This window comes from Sphingomonas sp. KC8, from assembly GCF_002151445.1.
In the GTDB taxonomy this organism is placed as follows: domain Bacteria; phylum Pseudomonadota; class Alphaproteobacteria; order Sphingomonadales; family Sphingomonadaceae; genus Sphingomonas_E.
The window spans coordinates 1,482,035-1,500,287 of record NZ_CP016306.1; the positions used below are offsets into that span (position 1 = coordinate 1,482,035).

At 64.3% G+C, this 18,253-nt stretch carries 21 protein-coding genes, 1 tRNA gene and 2 pseudogenes; 14 read left to right on the top strand and 10 right to left on the bottom strand.

Annotated elements, in window-relative coordinates; translation table 11 throughout:
- A pseudogene (locus KC8_RS20250) lies at window positions 1–281 on the top strand (hypothetical protein).
- Here the strand turns inward: KC8_RS20250 and KC8_RS06975 are convergent.
- Together KC8_RS06975 and KC8_RS06980 are read right to left on the bottom strand one after the other, a co-directional pair.
- On the bottom strand, window positions 267–671 hold the full coding sequence (locus KC8_RS06975) for a hypothetical protein (RefSeq protein WP_010127945.1): 405 nt from the start codon (window positions 669–671) through the stop codon (window positions 267–269). The pseudogene KC8_RS20250 and the gene KC8_RS06975 overlap by 15 nt on opposite strands.
- Window positions 672–737: 66 nt before the next feature.
- On the bottom strand, window positions 738–1,214 hold the full coding sequence (locus KC8_RS06980) for an Lrp/AsnC family transcriptional regulator (RefSeq protein WP_010127944.1): 477 nt from the start codon (window positions 1,212–1,214) through the stop codon (window positions 738–740).
- A 107-nt stretch (window positions 1,215–1,321) separates the two neighbouring features.
- On the opposite strand from KC8_RS06980, the gene alr reads away from it, so the two are divergent.
- Genes alr through KC8_RS06995 form a run of 3 tightly spaced genes read left to right on the top strand, consistent with a single transcriptional unit; the run spans window position 1,322 to window position 4,123 of the window.
- Entirely contained in the window at window positions 1,322–2,476 is a 1,155-nt protein-coding gene (gene alr, locus KC8_RS06985; protein ID WP_010127943.1) for an alanine racemase, read from the top strand.
- Window positions 2,477–2,484: 8 nt separating this feature from the next.
- Window positions 2,485–3,744, top strand: a complete 1,260-nt coding sequence (locus KC8_RS06990) for a D-amino acid dehydrogenase (protein WP_010127942.1) — start codon at window positions 2,485–2,487, stop codon at window positions 3,742–3,744.
- Between the two features lie 31 nt (window positions 3,745–3,775).
- Window positions 3,776–4,123, top strand: a complete 348-nt coding sequence (locus tag KC8_RS06995) for a RidA family protein (protein WP_010127941.1) — start codon at window positions 3,776–3,778, stop codon at window positions 4,121–4,123.
- Window positions 4,124–4,175: 52 nt separating this feature from the next.
- Here KC8_RS06995 and KC8_RS07000 read toward each other — a convergent pair whose 3' ends face one another.
- On the bottom strand, window positions 4,176–4,439 hold the full coding sequence (locus KC8_RS07000) for a hypothetical protein (protein WP_010127940.1): 264 nt from the start codon (window positions 4,437–4,439) through the stop codon (window positions 4,176–4,178).
- 180 nt (window positions 4,440–4,619) lie between these two features.
- Between KC8_RS07000 and KC8_RS07005 the strand changes: the two genes are divergently transcribed.
- On the top strand, window positions 4,620–5,381 hold the full coding sequence (locus KC8_RS07005) for an SDR family NAD(P)-dependent oxidoreductase (RefSeq protein WP_029624880.1): 762 nt from the start codon (window positions 4,620–4,622) through the stop codon (window positions 5,379–5,381).
- A gap of 51 nt (window positions 5,382–5,432) precedes the next feature.
- Here KC8_RS07005 and thiS read toward each other — a convergent pair whose 3' ends face one another.
- The gene (gene thiS, locus KC8_RS07010) at window positions 5,433–6,425 is read right to left on the bottom strand and encodes a sulfur carrier protein ThiS (protein WP_010127938.1); all 993 of its coding nucleotides are present in this window, start codon (window positions 6,423–6,425) and stop codon (window positions 5,433–5,435) included.
- Window positions 6,426–6,536: 111 nt separating this feature from the next.
- Here thiS and aroQ point away from each other — a divergent pair, with 111 nt between their 5' ends.
- From aroQ to aat, 5 genes are all read left to right on the top strand, one after another.
- A complete protein-coding gene (gene aroQ, locus KC8_RS07015; RefSeq protein ID WP_010127937.1) occupies window positions 6,537–6,971 on the top strand; it encodes a type II 3-dehydroquinate dehydratase in 435 nt (144 codons plus the stop codon).
- Window positions 6,972–7,019: 48 nt separating this feature from the next.
- Window positions 7,020–7,499, top strand: coding sequence for an acetyl-CoA carboxylase biotin carboxyl carrier protein (gene accB / locus KC8_RS07020; protein ID WP_010127936.1), 480 nt, complete (start codon window positions 7,020–7,022; stop codon window positions 7,497–7,499).
- 6 nt (window positions 7,500–7,505) lie between these two features.
- Window positions 7,506–8,861, top strand: a complete 1,356-nt coding sequence (gene accC, locus KC8_RS07025) for an acetyl-CoA carboxylase biotin carboxylase subunit (RefSeq protein ID WP_010127935.1) — start codon at window positions 7,506–7,508, stop codon at window positions 8,859–8,861.
- Window positions 8,858–9,199, top strand: a complete 342-nt coding sequence (gene arsC, locus KC8_RS07030) for an arsenate reductase (glutaredoxin) (RefSeq protein ID WP_010127934.1) — start codon at window positions 8,858–8,860, stop codon at window positions 9,197–9,199. The genes accC and arsC overlap by 4 nt, the downstream gene beginning before the upstream one ends.
- A gap of 103 nt (window positions 9,200–9,302) precedes the next feature.
- Entirely contained in the window at window positions 9,303–10,034 is a 732-nt protein-coding gene (gene aat, locus KC8_RS07035) for a leucyl/phenylalanyl-tRNA--protein transferase (protein WP_010127933.1), read from the top strand.
- A 35-nt stretch (window positions 10,035–10,069) separates the two neighbouring features.
- On the opposite strand, the pseudogene KC8_RS20260 reads toward aat, so the two are convergent.
- From KC8_RS20260 to KC8_RS07065, 6 genes and pseudogenes are all read right to left on the bottom strand, one after another.
- Window positions 10,070–10,303, bottom strand: a pseudogene (locus KC8_RS20260) (DUF2155 domain-containing protein); the annotation flags it as partial.
- Window positions 10,304–10,494: 191 nt separating this feature from the next.
- A complete protein-coding gene (gene mlaD, locus KC8_RS07045) occupies window positions 10,495–11,019 on the bottom strand; it encodes an outer membrane lipid asymmetry maintenance protein MlaD (RefSeq protein WP_010127931.1) in 525 nt (174 codons plus the stop codon).
- A 3-nt stretch (window positions 11,020–11,022) separates the two neighbouring features.
- Window positions 11,023–11,412, bottom strand: coding sequence for an NADH:ubiquinone oxidoreductase subunit NDUFA12 (locus tag KC8_RS07050; protein ID WP_010127930.1), 390 nt, complete (start codon window positions 11,410–11,412; stop codon window positions 11,023–11,025).
- Between the two features lie 58 nt (window positions 11,413–11,470).
- Entirely contained in the window at window positions 11,471–11,965 is a 495-nt protein-coding gene (locus KC8_RS07055) for a DUF192 domain-containing protein (RefSeq protein ID WP_010127929.1), read from the bottom strand.
- A 71-nt stretch (window positions 11,966–12,036) separates the two neighbouring features.
- Window positions 12,037–12,615 carry a cold-shock protein gene (locus tag KC8_RS07060; protein WP_010127927.1) on the bottom strand — a complete coding sequence of 193 codons (579 nt, stop codon included), beginning with the start codon at window positions 12,613–12,615 and terminating at the stop codon, window positions 12,037–12,039.
- 166 nt (window positions 12,616–12,781) lie between these two features.
- The gene (locus KC8_RS07065) at window positions 12,782–13,336 is read right to left on the bottom strand and encodes a regulatory protein RecX (RefSeq protein WP_010127926.1); all 555 of its coding nucleotides are present in this window, start codon (window positions 13,334–13,336) and stop codon (window positions 12,782–12,784) included.
- 156 nt (window positions 13,337–13,492) lie between these two features.
- Here KC8_RS07065 and KC8_RS07070 point away from each other — a divergent pair, with 156 nt between their 5' ends.
- The 4 genes from KC8_RS07070 (at window position 13,493) to secE (ending at window position 18,251) form a co-directional block, all read left to right on the top strand.
- On the top strand, window positions 13,493–15,271 hold the full coding sequence (locus KC8_RS07070) for a fatty acyl-AMP ligase (RefSeq protein WP_010127925.1): 1,779 nt from the start codon (window positions 13,493–13,495) through the stop codon (window positions 15,269–15,271).
- Window positions 15,272–15,482: 211 nt separating this feature from the next.
- Window positions 15,483–17,732, top strand: coding sequence for a putative bifunctional diguanylate cyclase/phosphodiesterase (locus tag KC8_RS07075; RefSeq protein ID WP_010127924.1), 2,250 nt, complete (start codon window positions 15,483–15,485; stop codon window positions 17,730–17,732).
- Window positions 17,733–17,798: 66 nt separating this feature from the next.
- A tRNA-Trp gene (locus KC8_RS07080) sits at window positions 17,799–17,874 on the top strand.
- Between the two features lie 173 nt (window positions 17,875–18,047).
- Complete coding sequence (secE, locus tag KC8_RS19770) at window positions 18,048–18,251, top strand: preprotein translocase subunit SecE (RefSeq protein ID WP_010127923.1); 204 nt, start codon at window positions 18,048–18,050, stop codon at window positions 18,249–18,251.
- The last annotated feature ends 2 nt before the right edge of the window (window positions 18,252–18,253 follow it).

Sequence of the window (18,253 nt, forward strand, 5' to 3'; positions counted from 1 at the left end):
ATGGCCCGGAAGAAATATTACCTCACGGCCACCCTGCCCGACGGCTACGTCAAGACGATCGGCCCCACCGCCGTCGCGTTCACCCATTATTGGCGGATCGTGGCCCAGCTCGAAAACGGCAAGACGGAAGTATTCTGGGGCCACACCCAATCGCTGGCCGAAGCGAAAAAGAACGCAGCGCCACCGCCGACGCCGCCCGGCAACGCGGGTGGAAGGGCTATGATTTCGAAGTCGTCGAACTGGTCCGGTCGTCCGATCCGCCGGAATCACTGCCCGGCTGATTTCACGCCCGACCAGGATGCGTCGTCGATCGTCAGGTCCATCCTATTGGGATCAGCATCCAGATTGACCACCACGACATGCGGGCCGCTGGCCGCGATGATGCTGTTCATCGCTTTGGTCAGCGGGATGCTCACCGTCGGAATGCGCGGATAATCCGATGTCACGCGAATGATGTTCTTGCCGGTTCGCACCACGGTGATCGCCACATCGCTGCGCGAACTGCCGCGCGCATCGGATATGACATCCCCGTGATAGGTGCCCGCCAGTTGATCGGCCAGATCGGGCACGCGTTTGACGTCGGATGCAGCGCTGGCCGGCGGCGCCGCCGCAAGCGGGCCGGCCAGCCCCATGGCCATGACGATCAACATGTTGGTGAATGCACGGTTCACGGCCTGCGCTCCCGCCGGTTCGTTCCCATGATGCCAGGCTACAGCAACAACCGGCCTATGAAAACGCTATCCGCCGGTCCTTGGCCGCGCCGCAGACGCATGGGCCGGGTGCAGCACATTGCGCATCGCGATGCTCGAATGAATTCGCACCACGCCCGGCAAGCGCGATAATATGTCCTTGTGGATCGTCTCCCACGCGGCGGTGTTGGGCGCGGATGCGCGCAGGATATAATCGGCGTCGCCCGTCATCAGGAAACATTCCTGGATTTCGGGGTGCATCCGCACCGCCGCCTCGAACCGGTTGAGATAGGCTTCGGTCTGCCGTTCCAGCGTGATCCGCACGATCGCGGTCAGCCCTTCTTCGGCCGGTCCGGCGATGATCGCGGTGTAGCCGCGGATCACCCCGCTCGCTTCCAACAGGCCCACCCGTCGCAGGCAGGCCGATGCCGACAGCCCCACTTGCGCGGCCAGTTCGCTGTTCGGGATCCGCCCATTCAATCGCAGCAGGCGGATGATGTTGCGATCAATGGCATCCAGCGACACAATATTCCTCCATTTTCTGCGTGGATTATGCCGCAAACTGCATCATGTTGGAATAATCCATCACAACAGCGCGGAAAATTCGAATACACACGATCTAGAGTATCACCATGATGCTCAACGATCGCGATCGGATGACGGACCCGGATGATACCGCCGACATGGCGGGTGGCCGGCTGATGATCGACCTTGCCGCCCTGCGCAGCAATTACCGCCAGATCGCCCGTCATGTCGCCCCCGCGCGCGCCGCCGCCGTGGTGAAGGCCGATGCCTACGGGTTGGGCGTGCGCCAGGCCGCCACCGCCCTTGCCGAATCCGGCTGCCGGGATTTCTTCGTGGCGCACCTTGGCGAAGCACGCGCGCTTCGCCCGATCCTGCCGGCCGACGCGCGGCTCTACGTCCTCAACGGGCTGATGCCCGGCACCGAAATGCTTTGCGCTCATGCCGGCATATTGCCCGTGCTCAACTCGGTCGATCAGGCGGCACGCTGGCGCGAAGCCGCACAATCGATCGGCCGCCCCCTGCCCGCCGTCCTCCAGTTCGACAGCGGCATGGCCCGTCTTGGCATCGACGATGGCGAAGCCCGGCAACTGGCCGGGGATACGGCGTTCCGCGCCCACGTCCCGCTTGCTTTGGTGATGAGCCATCTTGCCTGCGCCGATACGCTGGATAGCCCCGTCAATGCCGCGCAAATAGCGCGGTTCGATGCGCTGGCCGGGCTGTTCCCGTCGGTCCCCCGCTCATTCGCCAATTCGGGTGGCGCATTCCTGGCCCCCGCCTTTCACAACCAAATCGTCCGCCCCGGGATCGCGCTCTACGGCGGCGCGCCCAATGATGCGCAGCCCAACCCGATGCGCCCCGTCATTCGGCTCGATGCCCGCGTCATTCAGGTGCGGACGATCGCGGCGGGCGGCGGCGTCGGCTATGGCCACAGCTTCCACGCACCCCACGAAACGCGGATCGCCACGATCGCGGTGGGCTATGCCGATGGCCTGCCGCGCAGCTTAAGCAATCGCGGTGCGGCATGGTTCAATGGCACCCGCCTGCCGATCGCCGGCCGCGTGTCGATGGACAGCATCACGCTCGACGTGACGGCGCTGCCCGAAGGTGCATTGAAATTGGGGGATTGGGTCGAACTGATCGGCCCGCACCAGTCGCTCGATAGGCTCGCGCAGGATGCGGGCACGATTTCCTACGAAATTCTCACCAGCCTCGGCGCGCGTTATCATCGCATCTACCGCGATGCCGCCGACGCCCAAGCATAGAGGGTGCCATGAAGGTTGCGGTTCTCGGCAGCGGCGTCATCGGCGTTACCTCCGCCTGGTATCTGGCGGAAGCCGGGCATGAGGTGACGGTGATCGACCGGCGGGCCGGCCCCGCGCTCGAAACCAGCTTCGCCAATGCGGGCGAAGTGTCCCCCGGCTACGCATCGCCATGGGCCGCCCCCGGCATCCCGCAAAAAGCGATCAAATGGCTGATGATGGAACATGCCCCGCTGATCCTGCGCCCGCAGATTGATCGCGAAATGCTTGGCTGGCTGTTCGCGATGCTGCGCAACTGCACGGCCACCCGCTATGCCATCAACAAAAGCCGGATGGTCCGTCTGGCCGAATATAGCCGCGATCGCCTGATCGATCTGCGCCGCACCACCGGCATCACCTATGACGAACGGATGCAGGGCACCTTGCAACTGTTCCGCACGCAAAAGCAGCTCGACGGCATCGCCAAGGATGTCGAAGTGCTGCGCGCCGGCGGCGTGCCGTTCGAAATTCTCGATCCCGCCGGCTGCATCGCCGCCGAACCCGGCCTCGCATCCGCGCGACACAAGCTCACCGGCGGGTTGCGCCTGCCCAATGACGAAACCGGCGATTGTTTCAAATTCACCAACCGGCTGGCCGACATGGCTGCCGCCAAGGGCGTCACCTTCCAGTACGACACCGATATTCAGGCGATCGAAAGTGCGAACGGCCAGATCAGCGGCATCCGCACCGATCGCGGCCTTGTCACGGCCGATCGCTATGTCGTGGCGCTCGGCTGCCACTCGGCACGCCTGCTGCGTCCGTTGGGGATGAAGCTGCCGGTCTATCCGGTGAAGGGCTATTCGATCACCGTGCCGATCGTCGATGCCGCACGCGCACCGGTTTCCACCCTGATGGATGAAACCTACAAGATCGCCATCACCCGGCTGGGAACACGCATCCGCGTCGGCGGGATGGCGGAAATTTCCGGCTATAACAACATATTACCCGAACGCCGCCGGGCGACGCTCGCGCATTCGGTGGGCGATCTGTTTCCCGGTGCTGGCGATATTCCGGAGGCCACCTACTGGTCGGGCCTGCGCCCGATGACGCCCGATGGCACGCCGGTGATCGGGGCCACGCGCTACGGCAATCTGTTTCTCAACACCGGCCACGGCACGCTCGGCTGGACGATGGCTTGCGGTTCGGGCCATGTGATCGCCGATATCGTCAGCGGCCGCCGTCCCGAGATTGAGACATCCGATCTCTCGATCGCGCGTTACGCCTCAAGCTGACACTCAACCTCTCCACCATAAGGACAAAAGCATGACCATCCGTCGCATCGAATCGGGCCCGCGCATGAGCCAGGCCGTCGTCCACGGCAATACCGTCTACCTCGCCGGCCAGGTCGGCGCGCCGGGCGAAAGCGCCACCATCCAGACGCAGACGATCCTCGCCCAGATCGATGCGCTGCTGGCCGAAGCCGGCACCGACAAGTCGAAGCTGCTGTCGGCCACCATCTGGCTTGCCGACATGGCCGATTTCGCGGCCATGAACGCCGTGTGGGAAGCATGGATCGGCGGCCAGAACGCCCCGGCCCGCGCAACCGGCGAAGTGAAGCTGGCAACGCCGGCCTATAAGGTCGAAATCATCGCGATCGCCGCGCGCGACTGAACTTCCACCAGCCGGGTCTGTCAAAACGGCAGGCTCGGCTCTGCCCCGTCTTTTACTCCTGGCTGCCCGACCATTCCCCCGGCAGCTCGACATAGGCTTCCAGCTCGCGCCAGTGGCGATCCCAGCCCGGCCCCCGGCGCGCTTCGGGCACTTCCTGCTCCACCCGCAACCGCGCCCGCGTCACCGGATTGGTGATCGGAGTTTGCAGCCGCTGGACGATATCGCTCACCCCCAGCGGCTGCACCGGCGCGCCATGCGCGTCCATGTCGTGATTCGCCCCGTCGGCGTGCGGGTGCGGAAGATCGTTGGCGGTCATGTGCCGTCCATAGCATGTCGCCGGCCATGTCTGAATCCGCAAACGGACGGACAGTGCATCGCGCGCGCGCCTTCATTTGCGATTTACGGAAATCGGTTGCGGCGGCGTGGTCTGCCGGCTCGCCAGCCGCGTATGGCCGACTTAGGAACGATCGCGAACGAATTTGTGGAAGAGGACGATATGGCGAACGCAACCCAACATGATTATTCCGGCGCGCGGGTGCTGGTCACGGGCGGCACCAGCGGGATCGGCGCAGCCATCGCCGCCGGCTACCGCGCGGCCGGTGCTGACGTCACGATCACCGGCACGCGCGCCAGCGCCGCCGACTATGACGAAGATCTGTCTGGCTATCGCTACCTCCAGCTCGACGTGGAAAATGCCGCCAATGTCGACGCCGTGGCCGCCACGGTCAGCGCCGAAGGGCTGGATATCCTGATCAACAATGCCGGTTTCGCGCTGCCGTCGCTCGGCCTTGATGAATATGAGCCCGACGTGTTCGCCCGTGCGATCAACATGCACCTCACCGCCGCGTACCGCATGGCCAAGGGCTGTTCGGATGCGCTGTCGGCCAGCACGCTTGCCGGCGGCGGCGCGATCGTCGGCATCGCGTCGATGAGCTCCTACTTCGGGATCGGCATCGTCCCGGGATATGGCGCGGCCAAGACCGGCATCATCGGCCTCACCCGCGTCCTCGCGGTCGAATGGGGCAAGCGCAACATCCGCGTGAACGCGGTGGCCGCCGGCCTTACCGAAAGCCGGATGACGGCCAGCACCTTCGCCAACCCGGCGTGGGCCGAACCGACACTCGCGCGCACGCCTGCCGGCCGCTTGGGCAAGCCCGCCGACATCGCCGGCGCAGTGCTGTTCCTGACGAGCGCATCGGCCTCGTGGATCACCGGCCAGACCTTGCCGGTCGACGGCGGCTTCACCGTCGCAGGTTGATGCTTCTACGCCGCCACCCCGAACTGGCTTCGGGGTGGCGGTAATCCTTGCTTAGATCAAACCCGCCAGCGGGCTGGACGGATCGGCATACATCCGTCGCCCCATCCGCCCAGAACGATAGGCCATGCGCCCGGCATCCACCGCCGCCCGCATCGCCCGCGCCATCAGGATCGGATCCTTGGCCTCGGCAATCGCGGTGTTCATCAGCACGCCGTCGCAGCCCAGTTCCATCGCCACCGCCGCATCGGATGCCGTGCCGACACCAGCGTCCACCAGCACCGGCACCTTGGCGCCTTCCACGATCAGGCGGATCATCACCGCATTCTGGATGCCCAGCCCCGAACCGATCGGCGCGCCGAGCGGCATGATCGCCACCGCACCAGCATCTTCCAGCCGTTTCGCTGCGATCGGATCGTCAGCGCAATAGACCATCGGCTCAAAGCCTTCTTTCGCCAGAATTTCCGTCGCGCGCAGCGTTTCGATCATGTCCGGGTAAAGCGTGCGCGCTTCGCCCAGCACCTCCAGCTTGACGAGATTCCACCCGCCCGCCTCGCGCGCCAGCCGCAACGTGCGGATCGCATCGTCGGCAGTGAAGCAGCCGGCCGTGTTGGGCAGATAGGTGATCTTCTTGGGATCGATAAAATCGGTCAGCATCGGCGCCTTGGGATCGGCGATGTTGACGCGGCGCACGGCGACCGTGACGATTTCAGCACCCGATGCCGCAACCGCCGCGGCATTCTGTTCGAAATCCTTATACTTTCCCGTTCCGACGATCAGGCGGGAACGGAACGTGCGCCCAGCCACCGTCCAGCTATCATCGCCATGATCGCCACCGCCAACAAAATGGACAATTTCCAGTTCGTCGCCATCCTCGACCAGCACCTGATCGAGTGTCGAACGCGGCACGACCTCCAGATTGCGTTCCACCGCCACCTTCGCCGGATCAAGCCCCAGTTCGGCCGCCAGCCCGGAAAGCGTCAGCCCCGCCAGCACCCGGCGATGCTCGCCATTCACACGCAACTGGATCGTACCGTCGGTGGTCATTCGAAAAAGCTCCTCGGGAGGCAGGCTGAAACCATGTCCGCTTTGGACATTGGCGGGATCCCCATATAGAAACCGCCATGCCCCAACCGCAACCGCAAGGCTGATCTTCGCATGGCCGATACCGTATTCGTTCTGAATGGTCCGAACCTCAACCTGCTCGGCCTGCGCGAGCCTGAAATCTACGGGTCGGACACGCTGGACGATATCGCCGGTCGGCTGGAAGATCAGGGCCGCGAACTGGGCCTTCAGATCGACATGCGCCAGTCCAACCATGAAGGCCATCTGATCGATTGGCTGCACGAAGCTAACGCTTTGCCCGCAAAGGCAGTTATCCTCAATTCGGGTGCCTTCACCCACACTTCGATCGCACTCTATGACGCAATCAAGGCGATCAAAGTGCCGGTGATCGAGGTGCATCTTTCCAATCCGCACACACGCGAATCCTTCCGCCACAAAAGCTTTGTCGGCATGGCCGCCAAGGGTACGGTGGCGGGCTTCGGCGCGCTTTCCTATACGCTCGCGCTGGACGCGGCGGCCAAGCTCTGACAGTAGCGCGCCAAAATCCGAACCAAGACAAGAGAAGGGTCAGACCGCATGACCGACAAGAATGATGCCCCGATCCGGGTTGATGTCGAACTCGTAAAGCAGCTCGCCGAGTTGCTTGATGCCACCAAGCTCACCGAAATCGAGGTTGAGGATGGCGATCGCCGCGTCCGCGTGGCGCGCAAGGCGGCTCCGGTCGCCGCACCCGTCAGCTATGCGCCGGCCCCCGTCGCCGCGCCGGCAGCCCCGGCCGCAGCCGTGGCAGCGCCCGTTGCCGAAGCCGCCCCTGCAGATCATCCCGGCGTCGTGAAGTCGCCGATGGTCGGCACCACCTATCTCGCCGCCGAGCCAGGCGCCGCCCCCTTCGTATCGCCAGGCGACAAGGTTTCGGCTGGCCAGACGCTGCTGATCGTCGAAGCGATGAAGGTCATGAACCCGATCACGGCTCCGCGCGGTGGCACCGTCAAGCAGGTCCTCGTCGAAAACGGCCAGCCGGTGGAGTTTGATCAACCGCTCCTGATCGTCGAGTAAAGGGCGATGGCGATCCACAAGGTCCTCATCGCCAATCGCGGCGAAATCGCGCTGCGCATCCATCGCGCCTGCCATGAAATGGGCATCCAGACGGTGGCGGTCCATTCGACCGCCGATGCCGATGCGATGCACGTTCGGCTGGCCGATCAGGCGGTGTGCATTGGCCCGCCGCCCGCCGGCGAAAGCTATCTCAACATCCCGAATATCATCGCGGCGGCCGAAATCACCGGCGCCGATGCGATCCATCCGGGCTATGGCTTCCTCAGCGAAAACGCGCGCTTTGCCGAAATCGTCGAAAGCCACGAACTGATCTGGATCGGACCAAAGCCCGAACATATCCGTACGATGGGCGACAAGATCGAAGCCAAGCTGACGGCGGCCAAGCTCGGCCTGCCGCTGGTGCCGGGTTCGGATGGCCCGCTGACTGATCTGGACGAAGCCAAGCGCGTCGCCGCTGAAATCGGCTATCCCGTGCTGATCAAGGCAGCGTCAGGCGGCGGTGGGCGCGGCATGAAGGTCGTGCCGAGCGAAGATCAGCTCGAAACGCTGATGAGCCAGGCCGGGTCCGAGGCGAAGGCCGCCTTTGGCGACGCCACCGTCTATATGGAAAAATATCTTGGCGATCCGCGCCATATCGAATTCCAGATCTTCGGCGACGGCAACGGCAACGCGATCCATCTCGGTGAACGCGATTGTTCGCTCCAACGCCGCCACCAGAAGGTACTCGAAGAAGCGCCCTCGCCGGTTATCTCGGCTGCTCAGCGCGAAAATATGGGCGGCATCGTCGCCAAGGCGATGGCCGAAATGGGCTATCGCGGCGCCGGCACGATCGAATTCCTGTACGAAAACGGCGAATTCTACTTCATCGAGATGAACACCCGCCTGCAGGTGGAACATCCCGTTACCGAAGCGATCACGGGGCTGGATCTCGTCCGCGAACAGATCCGCATTGCCGACGGCCATGGCCTGACGTTGCGGCAGGAAGACGTGCAGTTCCGTGGCCACGCCATCGAATGCCGCATCAACGCCGAACACCCGAAAACCTTCGCTCCGTCGCCGGGGCTGGTGAAGGGCTATCACGCGCCGGGCGGCATGAATGTGCGGGTCGACAGCGGGCTGTACGCCGGTTACCGCGTGCCGCCTTATTACGACAGCATGATCGCCAAGCTGATCGTGTACGGCACCACCCGCGAAGGCGCATTGCGCCGCCTGCGCCGTGCTCTCGAAGAGTTCGTGATCGACGGCGTGACGACCACTATTCCGCTGCATCAGGCGCTGCTGGACGATCCCGACTTCCAGAAGGGCGACTACACGATCAAGTGGCTGGAAGAATGGCTCAACCGCGAGGATAGCGCGGCATGAAGGCCACCATCTGGCACAATCCCAAATGTGGAACGTCGCGCAAGACGCTGGCGATCCTTGAAGAATCCGGCGCGGACATCACCATCGTCGAATATCTCAAGACGCCGCCGTCCCGCGCAAAGCTGGCCGCGCTCTACGCGCGCGCCGGCATTGCACCACGCGATGGCCTACGCACCAAGGAAGATGCCGCCAAGGCACTGATCGCCGCCAGTGCCAGCGATGATGCCGTGCTCGACGCGATGATCGCCGATCCGATCCTGATCGAACGGCCACTGGTGGAAACCGACAAGGGCGCGGCGCTGTGCCGCCCGCAAGACAAGGTTCGCGATCTGCTGTAACATCGCCGCCTCAGGAGAAGCATCGGCGCGGCGTCCAACGCCGGCTCGCCGATGCTTGATCCCCCTCGCGCACCCACCACGCTTGTTGTAACATCGCGCTAAGATGTCCCGGCTCGATCCCGATCTTTTGCTGCGTGCCTATTCGGTGGGCGTCTTTCCGATGGCCGACAGCCGGGAAGCGCGCGAGATTTTCTGGGTTGAACCCAAGCGGCGCGGGGTCATGCCGCTCGACGGGTTCCGGCTATCGCATTCGCTGGCCAAGACCGTGCGATCGGACAGGTTTCGCGTCACGGTCGATACCGCCTTTACGCGGGTCGTCGGCCTGTGCGCCGAATCCCGCCCTGATCGCCCTGACACCTGGATCAACCCGCAGATCGAGGCCGCTTATGCCGATCTTCACGGGCGCGGCCACGCCCATTCGGTGGAATGCTGGCATGGCGATGCACTGGTGGGCGGCCTGTATGGCGTCACGCTGGGCGGTGCCTTTTTCGGCGAAAGCATGTTCAGTCGGGAACGTGACGCGTCCAAGGTTGCGCTCGCCTGGCTGGTCGCGCGCTTGCGGATCGGCGGGTTTCGCCTGCTCGATTGCCAGTTCATCACCGATCATCTCGCATCGCTCGGCGCGATCGAAATCAGCCGGGATGATTATGTATCGTCGCTGGATGCCGCGCTGGGCGCAGCCGGCGCAGGCGCAGGCGTCGCGGCAGGTGCCTCGCTCGGTTCACCCGATTTCTTCGCACTCGAACGGCTGGCGCCGGCGGGCGATGCTGCGGTCACCGTATCCGCGCCGATATCGGGATGCCGCATCGTACAGCTTTTGGGCCAGACATCATAAATCGGATGCTGGACCATGTTGAGCGACGGCGATTCCTTATAGACCCAGCCTGAAAACACGCGCCGCCACTTGTTGTCGCGGCCGCGCACGTCGGTCTGGATAAAGGCGCCTGTCAGTTTCTGCGGTTCCCACGGCGCAGTCGTATCGCATGCGCGCAGGCGAACGATCACGTCCCCGGCGCGCAAAGCATCGCCGGGTTTCATCGTCAGGTCGCGGGCGATGCCGTTGCGCTTGTTCAGCAAGCCGATGACAGCCACGCGTTCGGCCATGGGAGTAGCCACGCGAACGGCGGGTTCGATGCGGCGCCTGTCCCCGGTCGCGGGCGCGGCCACATTCGCCGCCGGTTCGTCCACGATCGGCTGAGGCGCGGGTTCGGCTTCGGCGTTCTGCAACGCCTGTGCGCCCTGCCATGCGCCAAGCCCCAGCAGCGCGGCCAGCGCCGTCGCCGCGACCGTCTGTTTCACGGGTGCGTGCCGCCCGGTGCATCGGGCGCATGGTTAGATGGCTCGGGCGCCGGCTCATCGGCCGCCTTGCCGGTGCCGTTCACGAATTGGCCGATCATCCCCATCAGATCGGTCGCACCCTGCGTGTCGATGATGGTGTCGCCGGTCTTGAGCGGCGTTTCCGATCCGCCCGGCAGCAACGCAATATAGGTCGCGCCCAAGAAACCTTCCGACGTGATCGCGGCGCTGCTATCCGACGGGATCTTCACCTTCGGATCGATCGCCAGCGTCGCCACCACCTGGTAGCTTTCGGGATCGAGATGCTGTTCGGAAACCGTGCCGACCTTGAGACCCGCGACCCGCACGTCGGTGCCGACATTCACGCCAGCCGCGTTGGGGAACAGTGCCTTGACCTGGGTCGCGCCGGCGCGTGCGCCGCCGCCGGTGCGGTCCCACGCGAACAGCGCGAACCACGCTGCAAATGCCACGACCAGCAGGCCGACCAGCGCCTCGACGCCATTTTCACGCAGCACGGTCTTCATGGCTCAGTTCGGGCTCCACGCCTCATAATCGCCGGTCGCAGCCGCACGGTGGCCGCCCTTTTCCAGGGCGCCAGCCGGGCGATAAGCAGCGGCGGTACCGGTCGGGTTCGGGGCGGATGGCTGCTGCCAGGCGCGCGCGGGCGGCAACGCCTTGTCCGGCGCTTCCTCGATCGTCTGGTGCAACCAGCCATGCCATTCGGCCGGCACGCGGCTGGCGTCATTCGCGCCATTATAGATAACCCAGCGGCGGCGCGGCACGGCGCCCGCCTTCGTCTCGTAATAGACGTTGCCGAGGGTGTCCTCGCCCACGGTCACGCCATTGCGACGGCTCCATAGCGCGGTGCCAATGGTGGCTCCGTCCCACCAGGTGAAGATGCTTTTCAACAGGCCCATGGCCAAGCGCTTAGCCTTTGTCGCGGGGTCCGCGCAACGGCAAAGCCATCATTGCCGGTTAGTCTGCCCGCTTTGCTGTCGGATCGCGCCATGTAACGCGGTCGCCCACGGCAATCCCCTGCAACGCGGCATTGCCCCCAGCGATCTCGAACACCGCACCCACCGGTTCGCCCGATTCGACCGGCTCGAGTGATTCGGGGATGGTATTCTCGGCAATGCGCGCGATCGTGCCGTCCCGGCGAATGAAGATCATGTCGAGCGGGATCAGCGTATTCTTCATCCAGAAGCTGGCCCATTGCGGCGGATCGTAGGGAAACAGCATGCCGCGATCCGGTGCCAGTTCGGTGCGATACATCAGCCCGCGCGCCTGTTCTGCCGGCGTGCGGGCCATTTCCACCTGAAAGATCCGTGTGCCCGTTGCCGTAGTGACCGTCACTTCAACCAGGCCATCGGCGCGAACCGCCGCCGGCGCGTCACTTCTGGCGGCACAACCGACAAGCGGCACAGTCAGCAGCAGAGCGGCGGCACATGCGGATATAGAACGCATCATCATGCGACGTCTCTTAAGCGCAAACCCGTGTGCTGGGAATCGCCGAAATTCCGGGTTGCGCGCCCGGCGGACGATCAGGCGCGCGCGGCCTCGACAGCATGATCCGGCGCGTTTTGCCCGCCCTCGTCCGTCACCTGTACGACCACGGCGAGCGGGCCTTTGCGGCCATCGGCGATACGGGCGAACAATGGCTGTTCAGGTTCGAGATCGCCCAGCCCCGCGCGGCGGACCACTTCCATATGGACAAAGATATCCTGGTCGTCCCCCGGCCGGATGACAAAGCCATACCCTTTGAGGCGATTGAACCATTTGACGACAACGGGTTCGAGTTCACTGGCGTGATCGATCAGTTCGCTGGGATTCACCCGATCGGCGTTGCGCTGGGCGATCAGGTCGGCATCCGGCCCGGTCGCGGTGCTCAGATCGATCTCAAGAACCGCCCGTGCCTGCAGGCCCCTGTCGCGACGGACCGCAATCACGCTGGCCCGCGCGCCTTCCGGCAAGGTCCTCCGGTCAAGATGGCGCAGTACGGAAAAATGGAGCAGCACGTCGCCCGCCTCGTTATCCCCCACAAGGAAACCAAACCCCCGCGTCGCATCGAACCATTTCACGGTGCCGCTGACGGGTATATCCTCTTCGGCATGGTCCGGCATTGCCGGCGACACTGCGCAGACAACCGAGTCGGCATCCCCGACCGGTAATTTTTCTAATACTGGCGCCACCTGACTAACCAATTTCATCGGCCCGGCCCCCCGGCAAGCATCCGGAGAGGCTAGCACGAGCCGTCGCCGAAACGAAGGTCGAATATTACCTTTTCTTTCAGTCTCGTTCCTCGGGAATTTCCCCCGGCATGGCATTGATGATCCGCCGCGCCACATCCATCGAATGGCCCGCACGCAACATCGCGCCCAGCGCCCGGCGCCGCATGTCGATATCCGTCGCGGATCGGGAAAATGGGCCGATTCGGCGCTTCTGTGCGAATGCCAAGGCCGCCGCCCAGGCATTTTCGTCGGCCGCCGCCCGCGCCGTTGCAGCATCGTCCTCGGCAATGCCGTCGGCGCGAAGCCGTTCGTTCAGCCGCCGTGCACCATAGCCGCGTCGCGCATAGGATGCCGCGCGCGCTTCGGCAAAACCGCGATCGTCGACATAGCCGACATCGGCAAAGCGCGCGACGATGGCGTCGATGTGGGCCGATGCCCCACCTTCAGGCGCGTCGGCCGGACCTTCCCACCCCCGCTCGCCCAGCTTGCGGTGCAGGTAGGCGGCCAGCTTGGCCCGCGTGGTCGCATAGCGGCCGACATAGCCGATCGCGAGTCGCTCCAGCGCCTCACCGTCGAGCGGCTTTAGGTTGCGATATGATGACGAACGTGCCACGCGCCATGTTTGTGCCACAGTCGGGCCGGATTTAGAACGCGCCCATTCGGCATTCCCACGTTCATGTGCCGTTGATGCGGCCTGGATCAACAATCTCGCGGACGGCGATGCCTGAATGGCGCGTCGTCCGGCCAAAAACCTAAGGAGTCGCCGTCGGTGCTGAACAAAACCGCAGCCACGACGATCGCCAAGCCCGCCGAAGCAAGGGCTGCGACCATCGCGCCCACGCCCACCGAAGACGCGCTGCCGCGCCGTTTTTCGGATTTCGCGACGCTGGGCGATGCGCTGGATTATGCCGCGACCGGTAACCGTGGCCTTAATTTTCATGATGCTCGGGGCACGCTGACCCAGCCTTATTCCTACGCACAGTTGCGCGTGGATGCGTTGGCGACGGCGCATCGACTGATCGCGCATGGCGTGCGCACTGCCGATCGGATCGCGCTGGTCGCCGAAACCGGGCCGGAATTTGCTGCTTTGTTCTTCGGCGCGGTCTATGCGGGCGCATGGCCTGTGCCGCTGCCGCTGCCCACCAGCTTCGGCGGCAAGGACAGCTATATCGATCAGTTGAAGGTCCAGCTCGGTAGTTCGGATCCGAAGATGCTGTTCTTCCCGGAAGAACTGCGCGACATGGCTGCTGCGGCGGCGGCCGCCTGCCATGTCGAAGGGATGAGCTACGAGGAGTTTCAGGAGCGCGAGGCCAGGCCCGCGCCGCTCCCCCATCCTGCGCCACACGATATCGCCTATCTCCAATATTCCAGCGGCTCGACCCGCTTCCCCCACGGCGTCGCGGTCACGCATTCCGCGCTGCTCAACAATCTGGCCGCCCATTCGCATGGCATGGCGCTGGAACCGCAGGATCGCTGCATTTCCTGGCTGCCCTGGTATCATGACATGGGGCTGGTTGGCTGCTTCCTGTCGCCGGTCGCAAACCAGGTTTCGGTCGATTATCTCAAGACCGAAGATTTCGCCCGCCGTCCACTCGCCTGGCTCGATCTGATCAGCCGCAATCCGGGCACCACGCTCAGCTATTCGCCCACGTTCGGCTACGACATCTGCGCGCGGCGCATGTCCAGCCAGACCAAGGCGTCGGATCGCTTCGATCTGTCGCGCTGGCGCGTGGCCGGCAACGGCGCGGACATGATCCGCCCCGATGTGATGCAGTCCTTCGTCGACGCGTTCGGCGAAGCCGGGTTCAAGGCGTCGGCCTTCCTGCCCAGCTACGGCCTGGCCGAAGCGACGCTGGCCGTGTCGATCATGCCACCGGGCGAAGGCATCGTCGTCGAACTGGTCGAAGAAACCCAGCTTTCGGGCGGCGACGCTGCGATCGGGCGGCCGCAGCGTTATCGTGCGATCGTCAACTGCGGCAAACCGGTGAAGGACATGCTCGTCGAGATTCGCGACGAAGATGGCGGCGTGCTGCCCGAACGGGCGATCGGCAAGGTCTGGTGCCGGGGACCGTCGATCATGGACGGCTACTTCCGCGATCCCGAATCGACCGCCGCCTGCATGGCCGGCGGCTGGCTGGATACCGGCGACATGGGCTATCTCAGCGATGGTTACATCTACATCGTCGGCCGGGCCAAAGACATGATCATCGTCAATGGCAAGAACCACTGGCCGCAAGATATCGAATGGGCCGTCGAACAGATCCCCGGTTTCAAGGCCGGCGACATCGCTGCTTTTGCGATCACCACGCCGGGCGGGGAGGAAACGCCGGCGGTGCTCGTCCAGTGCCGCACGTCCGATCTGGCCGAACGCGCCCGCCTGCGCGATCAGATTCGCGAAAAGGTGCGCTCGATCACCGGAATGCACTGCGTCGTCGAATTGGTGCCGCCGCGCACCCTGCCGCGCACCAGCTCCGGCAAGCTGAGCCGCGCCAAGGCGAGGAACCTCTATCTTTCTGGCGAGATACAGCCATACGATATCGCCGCCTGAACGCAGTCGCGGCAACTTCTATGTAATTTACACAAGTTGCCGCGACGAATATTTTTCTTTGATATGACTGTAGCGCTTACTTTGCGCTAACCAACCTCAACTAAATATCCACATCGTTATGTGGAAACGCCCTCCTCCTTCGACGGCGACAGCGCCCGGCTGGCTGGCCGTGCTCGGCCTGTCGGGCGCATCTTCGCCTGGATGGAACCGGGTGCGCGCCGCGCAGGTTGCGGAACTGGCCCGCCTCAGTACGATCATCGCCCTGACGCAACTGGCGAGCACGCTGGCCCTTGTCGTGCTGTTGTGGGAAGCCGTTCCGCGCTGGCAGCTGATCGGCTGGTCGCTCGCGATCGCCGGTGTGCTGCTGGGAATGATCCGCCTCGTGGTCAGGGCGCGGCGCGGCAAACCGCCAGATCCGTCAGCCGCCATCCACAGGTCGATTCTCCGCGCCGTCATGCTGGGGCTGCTCTGGACGGTGCCTACGGCCATTTTTTCGGGCACCGGCACGCTCGATCAGCAATTGGCTATTTGCCTCGTGTCCGCCGCAGTGATCGCCAGCGCGACGCTGACGGTCGCGGCCACCCCGGTTACGATGCTGGTGTTCATCACCATCGGCAGCGCCGGCCTCACGGTGATGATGGCCCGGACGGGCTCCCCCCTCCTCACCGCGCTTCCTTCGGCTTATGGCCTATGCCTTGCGGTTGGGGGCGTCGCCAGCGGCCGCGCATTCGTGCACCGCAAATGGGCCGAAATCGCGCTGGCGGAAAAGCGCGAAGTGGTGAGCCTGCTGCTACGCGAAGCGGATGATCATGGTGCCGACTGGCTGTGGCAGGTCGATTCGGCCCGCCGGCTGGTCAATGTTTCCGCGGCGCTCGCCCGCGCGGCCGGATGCCCGCCGGATGCGCTGGAGGGTGAATCCCTGTTTCGGCTGTTCGCCGGCGACCGATGGGAACACCCCGTCCGGTCCGCCGAATTGCAGACTTTGCTGGATCGAATGCAGGCCCGAGAACGCTTCACCGATTTCGAATTGCCGGTAATGATCGGCGGGCAGGAACGCTGGTGGCGGCTGTCCGCGGCCCCGCGCGAGGACGACCACGGCGCCTTCACCGGCTATCATGGCGTCGGCGCCGACATCACCGAAGCACGGCGCTCCGCCGAAGAAATCGATCGAATGGCCCGCTTCGACGCGCTCACCGGCCTGCTCAACCGCGCCCATTTTCATGATGGGCTACGCGCGATCTTGAACCGCAGCGGCCATGATCGCGGCCGGTGCGCACTCATGCTCATCGATCTAGATCGCTTCAAGGCGGTCAACGACACCATGGGGCACCCGGTGGGCGACAAGTTGCTCTGCCTTGCCGCACAGCGCCTGTCGGGCCTGATCGCCAGCGACGACATATGCGGCCGGCTGGGTGGCGACGAATTTGCCCTCGTGGTTGCCAACGCCGCCGATCTCAAGCGAATCGAAGCTCTTGGCGGGGCGATTATCGCGGCGCTTTCGGCTCCTTTCGAAATCGACGGCCAGATCGTCCGAATCGGCGCCAGTATCGGCACGGCGATCGGCCCGCGCGATGGCCGATCGGCCGAGGCACTGATCAGCAACGCCGATCTGGCGCTCTATCGCGCCAAAAAAGACGGGCGCGGCATCCATCGCATGTTCGCCCCCGCCTTGCTCGCCAGCGCACACAAGCGCCGGGCGATCGAAAGCGCCCTGCGCAATGCGATGGATCAGGGGCAGTTACGGCTCGCTTATCAACCGGTGATCGATGCGCGCGATTCCCGCATCGCCGGATTCGAAGCATTGTTGCGCTGGGACCATCCTGAACTGGGCGAAGTCCCGCCCGACGAATTCATTCCCATCGCCGCCGAAGCCGGGCTGCTCGCCCAGATCGGCGAATGGGTGATCCGCGCCGCCTGTACCGAAGCCGCGCGATGGCCGGATCATATCCGCCTGTGCGTCAACCTTGCCCCCAACCAGATCAGCGATCCCCAATTGCCGGCGATCGTGCTGTCAGCCCTGGCTCAGTCTGGTATCCTGCCCTCACGGCTCGAACTCGAAGTCGGCGAACGCGCGTTCCGCACCGATACGGACAGCGTTACCGTCGCGGTGGATCGGTTGCGCGCGCTATCGGTCCGAATCTCTCTCGACGATTTCGGCGCCTGCGCTTCGGCCCTGGGCCATATTCGGCGTGGCCGTTTCAGCACCGTCAAAGTCGATCGAACCCTGATCGTCGCGGCGGCCGGACGCGATCCGGACGCGCTGGGCCTGATCCGCGCGATCATCGCACTTACCAGCACGCTCGGCATGGATACCACGGCGGAAGGCACCGAAACCGCCGCCGAACAGGCGATCGCCCGCGCTCTGGGCTGCACCCATTATCAGGGATATCTGTCCGGCATGCCGCTTCCTCCGGAAGAAGCGCGCGCCCTGCTTGTCGGGGGCTTGCGCCGGACAGCATAAATCCGGGCGATCATGGCTTGCGCTCCTCGGCACCCGCCGCTATGTCGCAGCCCTCTCCGGACCCGGAGGAGTGTAGCTCAGTTGGTAGAGCATCGGTCTCCAAAACCGAGGGCCGTGGGTTCGAGTCCCTCCACTCCTGCCATTCCCTTCGCCTTGCGGCGGATGGGGTGGCAAGATCCAGGTCCGGAAGAGAAGTTGACGAGGCCGGGCTGCGCCGGGAAAACCGGATGGCGGCCGTCGGTCTCGTTGTTGCTGTTTCAACGCGATTTATTTCGTGTAGGACATGGTAACTGGAAACGGATTGCGAGGTTCTTGGTGGCGAAGGTTTCACCCGGCGAGTTTATCCGGCAGGTCCGGGCAGAGACGGCGAAGGTCGTCTGGCCGAGCCGTCGTGAAACCGTGACCACCGGGATTCTCGTTGCCATCATGACGTCGCTGCTGGCGATCTTCTTCTTCGGCGTCGATTCGATGTTCGGCGCCCTGGTCAAGTTTTTGATCAAGCTGGCGGCCGGGAACTAAGC

Excerpts from the sequence above, each read along its gene's own strand:
- alr (WP_010127943.1), top strand. The coding sequence starts at position 1,322 with ATGATGCTCAACGATCGCGATCGGATGACGGACCCGGATGATACCGCC.
- KC8_RS06990 (WP_010127942.1), top strand. The coding sequence starts at position 2,485 with ATGAAGGTTGCGGTTCTCGGCAGCGGCGTCATCGGCGTTACCTCCGCC.
- KC8_RS06995 (WP_010127941.1), top strand. The coding sequence starts at position 3,776 with ATGACCATCCGTCGCATCGAATCGGGCCCGCGCATGAGCCAGGCCGTC.
- KC8_RS07000 (WP_010127940.1), bottom strand. The coding sequence starts at position 4,439 with ATGACCGCCAACGATCTTCCGCACCCGCACGCCGACGGGGCGAATCAC.
- KC8_RS07005 (WP_029624880.1), top strand. The coding sequence starts at position 4,620 with ATGGCGAACGCAACCCAACATGATTATTCCGGCGCGCGGGTGCTGGTC.
- thiS (WP_010127938.1), bottom strand. The coding sequence starts at position 6,425 with ATGACCACCGACGGTACGATCCAGTTGCGTGTGAATGGCGAGCATCGC.
- aroQ (WP_010127937.1), top strand. The coding sequence starts at position 6,537 with ATGGCCGATACCGTATTCGTTCTGAATGGTCCGAACCTCAACCTGCTC.
- accB (WP_010127936.1), top strand. The coding sequence starts at position 7,020 with ATGACCGACAAGAATGATGCCCCGATCCGGGTTGATGTCGAACTCGTA.
- accC (WP_010127935.1), top strand. The coding sequence starts at position 7,506 with ATGGCGATCCACAAGGTCCTCATCGCCAATCGCGGCGAAATCGCGCTG.
- arsC (WP_010127934.1), top strand. The coding sequence starts at position 8,858 with ATGAAGGCCACCATCTGGCACAATCCCAAATGTGGAACGTCGCGCAAG.
- aat (WP_010127933.1), top strand. The coding sequence starts at position 9,303 with ATGTCCCGGCTCGATCCCGATCTTTTGCTGCGTGCCTATTCGGTGGGC.
- mlaD (WP_010127931.1), bottom strand. The coding sequence starts at position 11,019 with ATGAAGACCGTGCTGCGTGAAAATGGCGTCGAGGCGCTGGTCGGCCTG.
- KC8_RS07050 (WP_010127930.1), bottom strand. The coding sequence starts at position 11,412 with ATGGGCCTGTTGAAAAGCATCTTCACCTGGTGGGACGGAGCCACCATT.
- KC8_RS07055 (WP_010127929.1), bottom strand. The coding sequence starts at position 11,965 with ATGATGATGCGTTCTATATCCGCATGTGCCGCCGCTCTGCTGCTGACT.
- KC8_RS07060 (WP_010127927.1), bottom strand. The coding sequence starts at position 12,615 with ATGCCGGACCATGCCGAAGAGGATATACCCGTCAGCGGCACCGTGAAA.